The following is a 6,950-nucleotide window of genomic DNA, read 5'->3' on the forward strand; positions in this document are numbered from 1 at the left end:
CGTCCGGGGAGCCGGGGAAGATCGGGTCGTCCGGGTCGGCGAGCAGCGGGCGCAGGCGCGCGCGCACCTCGTCGAGCGGCATCCGGTCGTCCGGCTCCTTGACCATCAGCCCGGCGATCACGTCCGCGACCGGGCCCGGCTCGGACGGCCGGGGGACCTCGCCGTCGACCACCTCGGTGATCGTCTGGACCGGGTCGCCGTTCACGTCGTAGGGCGGGCGGCCCTCGATCGCGGCGAACAACGTCGCACCCAGGCCCCACAGGTCCGCCGCGGGCGTCACCGGCTGCCCGGCCGCGACCTCGGGCGCGATGTAGGCGGGGGAGCCCAGGACGAGCCCGGCCGAGGTCATCGGGGCGTCCGACTCGTTGCGCGCGATGCCGAAGTCGGTGAGCTTGATCCGGCCGTCGTCGGAGATCAGGACGTTGCCGGGCTTGACGTCGCGGTGCGTGATGCCGGCCCGGTGCGCCGCCCGCAGCGCCGCCGCCGTGCCGAACCCGACGACCGCCGCCTGGGCCCGGTTCAGCCGTCCCAGCTCGCCGATCGCGGAGGCCAGATCGCGCGACGGGACGAGCTCCATCACCACCAGCGGCTCGCCACCGGAGTCCAACACGTCGAAGACGGTGACGACGTTGGGATGGCTGAGCCCGGCCAGCGCGCGGGCCTCGCGCATCATGCGTTCCCGGAGCTCGACCTCCTCGCCGGAGGGCATCCCGTCCGGGATCTTCAGCTCCTTGATCGCGACCCGGCGCTGCAGCACGTCGTCGAAGCCGGACCACACGGTGCCCATGGCGCCGCTGCCGAGCGGCCCGTCGACGCGATAACGCCCGGCGATCTGACGCTGGACCTCACCCCCGGGAACCGACACGGCCTCAGTGTCCCATCGCGGGCCCGCCGTCCCCGCACGGACCGTCCCGGGTCCGGGTTACTACCTGACGTGCGCAAACGTGACTCACCGTGAACGTCGACAGTGTCACCCCGCGACGACGAACGGCGCGGACGGCCGCTCGTCGCGGTCCGGGACGACCGTTCACCACGGCGGGTGTCTCCGTCCGCAGCATCCCGCCGACCCCTCGCCGCGCATATCGCGAGTACGCCGATTTCGGGTGGAACACCGCCGGACGGGTGAGCACCATGGTCTGTGACGGACGCGCCGGCTCGGCGCGTCCCGACTGTGTTCCGGGAGGCCATGGTGACTGCGCTGCAGGCTCGCTCCGATGTTCCGGCCGTGTCCGACGTAGCCGTCGACGACCTCGGCGCCGGCACCGGTCCGGCGTGGCTCGAGTCCTGGATGCGTGCGCACTCCGGCGAGGTCGTCGGCTGGCGGCGCGCCATCCACGCCCAGCCCGAGCTGGCCCGACGCGAGCACCTGACGACGGCCCGCATCTCGGAGACCCTGATGAAGGCGGGCCTGGAGCCGCGGACCCTTCCCGGGGGCACCGGCCTGGTCTGCGACATCGGCCACGGCGAGCCGCTGGTGGCCCTGCGCGCGGACATCGACGCGCTGCCGCTGGAGGAGCAGACCGGTCTCGGGTTCTCCTCCACGGTGCCGGGCGCCATGCACGCCTGCGGGCACGACGCGCACACCGCGATGCTGCTCGGCGCGGGCCTCGCGCTCGCCTCGGCGCCGTCGCTGCCGGGCCGGGTGCGGCTGCTGTTCCAGCCGGCCGAGGAGGTCCAGCCCGGCGGCGCGCTCGACATGGTCGAGGACGGCGTGATGAAGGACGTGCAGCGGGTGTTCGCGCTGCACTGCGACCCGCGCCTGGAGGTCGGCAGGCTCGGCACCCGGGTCGGCCCGATCACCTCGGCGTGCGACCTGCTGGAGATCCGGCTCACCTCGCCGGGCGGGCACACCTCGCGCCCGCACCTGACCGCGGACCTGGTGGAGGCCCTCGGCCTGCTGATCACCCAGGTCCCGCTGCTGCTGACCCGGCACGTCGACCCGCGCTCCGGCACGGTCATGACCTGGGGCGCGGTGCACGCCGGCGAGGCGGCCAACGCGATCCCGCAGAGCGGCCTGGTCCGCGGCACGCTGCGCACCGCCGACCACGCCACGTGGCTCGGCCTGGAGGAGACGCTCCGCTCGCTGGTGGCCTCGGTCCTGGCCCCGACCGGCGTCGGCTACGTGCTCGACCACATCCGCGGTGTCCCGCCGGTGGTCAACGACGCCGACTCCAGCGCCATGCTGCGCGACTCCGCGGTCCTGATCGGTGGCGAGGACGCGGCGGCCGGCACCGAGCAGTCCAGCGGCGGCGAGGACTTCGCCTGGTACCTGGAGCATGCTCCGGGCGCCATGGCGCGCCTCGGTGTCTGGCCGGGCGACGGCCCGATGCGCGACATCCACCAGCCGACGTTCGACCTGGACGAGCGGGCGATCCCGTTCGGGGTCCGGACGCTGGTGCAGACCGCGCTCACCGCGCTCGACGCCGGCTGACCCCGAACGACCGACGGCCGGTCTCCCCTCGACGGGGAGGCCGGCCGTTCGTGTGTCGCGGTGCCGCGGGTCGGTGTGTCGGGGTCAGCGGGACTTGCGGCTGGGACGGCTGCGCAGCTCGTTGACGTAGTCGTCGGGCGCGCCCGCGGCCTCGGCCGCGTCGGCGATCACCCCGAGGTAGCGCGCGGAGGGCTCGCCGCCCTCGTAGGCGTCGAGCACGTAGATCCAGGCCAGGGCGCTGCCGTCCAGGGTCGCGACCCGCAGCCGCAGCTTCTTGTGCAGGCCGAGCTCGCCACCCTCCCAGCGGTCGAGCTGGGCCTCGTCCGGCTCCGGGACGTCGTAGAGCACGACGAAGACCTGCGAGCCCGACTCCTCGACGACCGTGGAGAGGGCGCCCTCCCAGGTGTAGTCCTCGCCGCCGAACGTCAGCCGCCAGCCCTGGAGCCAACCGGTCCCGGCCATCGGCGAGTGCGGAGCGCGCTCCTTCATCTGCGCCGGATCCATGTTCGACCCGTAGGCGGCATACAGAGGCACGGCCCGCAGCGTAGTCGTTGTTCGCCCGGGGTGTGCGGCCCGCCTCGTCCGGGCCGGTCGGACGGGACACGCGTACGGTGACCGCGTCGAGTCCGGCGGCGAACGGCCCTCGCCGGCACCACCACATATCGACTGAGGAGACACCTCGCGTGACCCGCATCGTGATCATGGGCGGCGGACCGGCCGGGTACGAGGCCGCGCTCGTCGCGGCACAGCACGGCAGTGAGGTCACCGTCGTCGAGCGGGACGGCATGGGCGGGGCCTGCGTGCTCGACGACTGCGTGCCGTCCAAGACGTTCATCTCCTCGGCCGCGGTCCGGGTGGACCTGCACCGCGCCGAGGACCTCGGGGTCCTGGTGGACCGCAGCACCTCCGGCATGGTGGACCTGCCGGCGGTGAACCAGCGGGTGAAGTCGCTGGCGCTGGCCCAGTCCTCGGACGTGCGCACGCGGGTCGAGCACGAAGGCGTCCGGATCATCGCGGGCACCGCCCAGTTCAGCGGCCCCTCCGGGGCCCGCGGCGCGCACGGCGTCACCGCCACCCACACCGACGGCACCGTCGAGGAGCTGACCGCCGACAACGTGCTGATCGCGACCGGCGCGACGCCGCGGGTGCTCGACTCCGCCCGCCCGGACGGCGACCGCGTCCTGGACTGGCGCCAGCTCTACGACCTCACCGAGCTCCCCGAGCACCTGGTCGTCGTCGGGTCGGGGGTGACCGGCGCGGAGTTCTGCTCCGCCTACGTCGAGCTCGGCTGCCGGGTGACGCTGGTCTCCTCCCGCGACCGGGTACTGCCCGGGGAGGACCAGGACGCGGCCGCGGTGCTGGAGGAGGTCTTCGCCGAGCGCGGCGTGGAGATCCTGCCGCACTCGCGCGCCGACTCCGTGGTCAACACCGGCGACGGCGTCACGGTCACGCTCTCCGACGGCCGCACCGTCACCGGCTCGCACGCCCTGATGACGGTCGGGTCGGTGCCCAACACCGGTGACCTCGGTCTGGACAAGGTCGGGATCGAGCTCGACCGCAGCGGGTTCATCCCGGTCGACCGGGTCTCGCGCACCTCGCAGCCGGGGGTCTACGCGGCCGGGGACTGCACCGGTGTGCTGATGCTCGCCTCGGTCGCGGCCATGCAGGGCCGGATCGCGATGTGGCACGCGCTGGGCGAGGGGGTGGCCCCGATCCGGCTGCGCACGGTGGCGGGCAACGTGTTCACCCGCCCGGAGATCGCCACCGTCGGGATCAGCCAGCGCGCGATCGACGCCGGCGAGACGCCCGCGCGGACGGTCATGCTCCCGCTCTCGACGAACCCGCGGGCGAAGATGCGCGGCCTGCGCCGCGGGTTCGTGAAGCTGTTCTGCCGTCCCGCCTCCGGCGTGGTGATCGGTGGCGTGGTGGTGGCGCCGGTGGCCAGCGAGCTGATCCTGCCGATCGCGATGGCCGTGCAGAACGGCCTCGGCGTGGACGACCTGGCGCACACGTTCTCGGTGTACCCGTCGCTGTCCGGCTCGATCACCGAGGCCGGACGCCAGCTGATGCAGCACTCCGACCTGGAGTAGATCGGGACCTGGAGCAGATCGGAACCCGGAGTAGATCGGGACCTGGAGTAGGCCGCTCGCACCTCCGCGCTCTCACCGCCTCGTGTCGACCTGCTCCTGCGCGGTGTCGAGGAGGTCGCCGAGCAGGGCGTGCAGGCGGCGGGTGTCGACCGGGGCCAGCGTCGACCACTCGCGGCCGTCGTCGGCGGTGCTCCGGGTGAGCCGGTACCGGCCGTCCGGGGCGTCGAGCAGCGTGAGGTGGCGGACCGGGCGGTGCGGGCTGCCCCACCGGTCGTGCACGACGGCGCTGACCTGCCCGCGATGCGCCGGCCCGCGCAGCACCGCGGCCACCGTCGCGGCCTCGCGCGGGTCGGTCCCGAGATCGGTCAGGGTTGCGGCGACGTCGCACCCCTGACCACCGGTGAGGACCTCGGCGAGCACGGCCGTGGGCAGGGTGACCGCGCCGCCGCGCCCGGCCGGGCGCGGCGGCAGGGCACCGGCGACGGCGAGTGCGGGCGACCCGCACGCACCGAGCACGACGGTGCGGTCGCGGTGCACGGCCAGCACACCGTCGCCGTCGCGTTCGGCGGCGCTCGCCCGGACCGGGTGACCGAGCCAGGCCCGCAGCTCCAGCTGGCGTCGCGGGGCGGCGAGCAGGCCGAGCAGCCGCGTCAGCTCCGGGTCCGGGCCGTCCGGCCCGGCCAGTCCACGTTCGCGCAGGCCGGCCAGCCCGTCCGCGGTGATCCGGTGCCGTTCGGCACGCGTGCGCCCGGGCGAGGGCAGCCGCAGCACGACCGGGGTGGGGCCCAGGCGCAGCTCGTCCCACAGCACGTCGAACTCGACGTCGGTCAGCACGTGCCGGGCGCCCGCCGCGACGACGGGCCCGGCCGCGGTCAGCGGCTCAGCCACGGTGACGCCAGGGGTTCTCCGGGCGCAGGACCGGCGGAGCCGCCGGGCCCGTGATGTCCGGGCCTGTGATGCTCGGACCTGGGCCGTCCGGGCGGGGGCCGTCCGGGTCGGACGTCTCGGCGTCTCCCCATCCGGGCGACGACACGGTCGGGCGGACGTGCGCGAACCCGGGTCCGGCACCCTCCGGGCGGAGGCCGCCGGGGCCCGTCGAGGCAGGCGGGACTCCGGCATCGGCGGCGTGGCGGTCCACCATCGCCCGCCAGGCCGGAGGTCGCGACACCCGGGCCGGGCCGCCGCCCGGCGCCGCAGCCCCGGGGGTCATCGGCATGACCCCGTTCTCGCCGGGGGCGCCCGCCGTGAACGCCGGGGGAGACAGCAGTTGTCCCGGCGCGGTCCCCGCGCTCACGCCGTGCCGGGCGGGCAGGCCCTGCCCGGGTGTCGCGCCCGCGTCGGAGGGGGCGTGCCCGCCGGGTGTCGTGGTGGTGAGCGATGCGGCGGCGTGCTGACCGCCGGTACCGACCGCGCCCACGCCCTGTGTTCCCGGCGCCTGAGTTCCTGGTCCGTGTGTGCCGGGCCCGTGTGTGCCTGGCCCCTGTGTTCCCGGGCCCTGGGTCCCGGTGTCGTGCCCGGACCGCCCGTCGATGGCCGCGCCGCCCGGTGTGGCGGTTCCCGGGGCCGTACGGGCGTCCGGGGTGGTGCCGGCGGCGGAGCCGGTCTCGGCCGGCTCGGAGGTCGACCCGTGGTCATCCGGGGACCGTCGCGTCCGATCGGCGTTCCGTCCGGCTCCGGTGCCTCCGGAGGGGCCGGACGGTGCGCGCTGCCCACTGGTCAGATGACGCCCGGACGGCGGCCGGTGGGCCGCTCCGCTCGGAACCGCACCGCCTGCACCCGCGCCGGCCGGCGCGGACCCGGTGCCCGGCCCGGCGGGGCCCGACGGCGCGGGGCCCGAGGTCACCGGTCCCGATGCCGGGGACCCGGTCGTGGACGTCCCGGTCGTGGACGGGGCAGATGTAGGTGGTCCGGACGCGGGCGGCCCTGCGGCCGCCGGCGCCGGCGCACCGGACGCCGCCACCCCGGCGGGGGCGGCGGACGTACTCGGTCCGGCTCCTCCCGCGCCGCCCTGTGCGGATCCGGCCGGCGGGGCGGTCGGGCGCGCCGGGCCGGTGCCGGACCGGGCGTCCACGGCCGAAGGGGTTCCGCGCCGTGGGCCGGGGGCGGCCTGCCCGGTCACGGCCCCGGCCGCTGCGCCGGTGGCCCCGGCCGCGATCCCCCCGGCCGCGACTCCACCTGCCACGCCACCCGGGGTCCCGGCGCCGGGCTGCGGCGCCGCGGCACCGGCGTCCGCTCCCGGGACGGCGACGACCACGGCGACCCCCGGCCCGGTCGCGTCCGCAGCACCCGCGGCCACGGCCACGGCTACGGGGACGGCGACGGCGGGCGGCGGGTCCCATCCTGCGAACGACGCCCCGACCGCGCGGCTGTCCTCGGTGTAGCGCTGCATCAGCTCCACCGCGCGCTGGGCTTCGTTGCCGGCACTCGTG

General features: G+C 75.7%; 5 protein-coding genes. 2 read left to right on the plus strand and 3 right to left on the minus strand.

Features of this window, described 5'->3' with window-relative positions; translation table 11 throughout:
• Positions 1-865, minus strand: an 865-nt coding sequence (locus I4I78_RS27950) for a serine/threonine-protein kinase (protein ID WP_308252404.1), incomplete at its 3' end; no start/stop codon positions are given.
• Positions 866-1,186: 321 nt separating this feature from the next.
• Here I4I78_RS27950 and I4I78_RS27955 point away from each other — a divergent pair.
• Positions 1,187-2,431: an amidohydrolase gene (locus I4I78_RS27955; RefSeq protein WP_218614490.1), complete on the plus strand. Its 1,245-nt coding sequence runs from the start codon at positions 1,187-1,189 to the stop codon at positions 2,429-2,431.
• Positions 2,432-2,515: 84 nt separating this feature from the next.
• On the opposite strand, the gene I4I78_RS27960 is transcribed toward I4I78_RS27955, so the two are convergent.
• The gene (locus I4I78_RS27960) at positions 2,516-2,965 is read right to left on the minus strand and encodes a gamma-glutamylcyclotransferase (RefSeq protein ID WP_218614491.1); all 450 of its coding nucleotides are present in this window, start codon (positions 2,963-2,965) and stop codon (positions 2,516-2,518) included.
• A 149-nt stretch (positions 2,966-3,114) separates the two neighbouring features.
• Between I4I78_RS27960 and I4I78_RS27965 the strand changes: the two genes are divergently transcribed.
• Positions 3,115-4,521 (plus strand): NAD(P)H-quinone dehydrogenase, encoded by a 1,407-nt coding sequence (locus tag I4I78_RS27965; protein WP_218614492.1) that lies wholly within the window; start codon positions 3,115-3,117, stop codon positions 4,519-4,521.
• Between the two features lie 72 nt (positions 4,522-4,593).
• On the opposite strand, the gene I4I78_RS27970 is transcribed toward I4I78_RS27965, so the two are convergent.
• The gene (locus tag I4I78_RS27970) at positions 4,594-5,409 is read right to left on the minus strand and encodes an ESX secretion-associated protein EspG (protein ID WP_218614493.1); all 816 of its coding nucleotides are present in this window, start codon (positions 5,407-5,409) and stop codon (positions 4,594-4,596) included.
• Between the last annotated feature and the right edge of the window lie 1,541 nt (positions 5,410-6,950).

Origin of the sequence: Pseudonocardia sp. KRD291 (assembly GCF_019263595.1) — a bacterium.
GTDB lineage: Bacteria > Actinomycetota > Actinomycetes > Mycobacteriales > Pseudonocardiaceae > Pseudonocardia.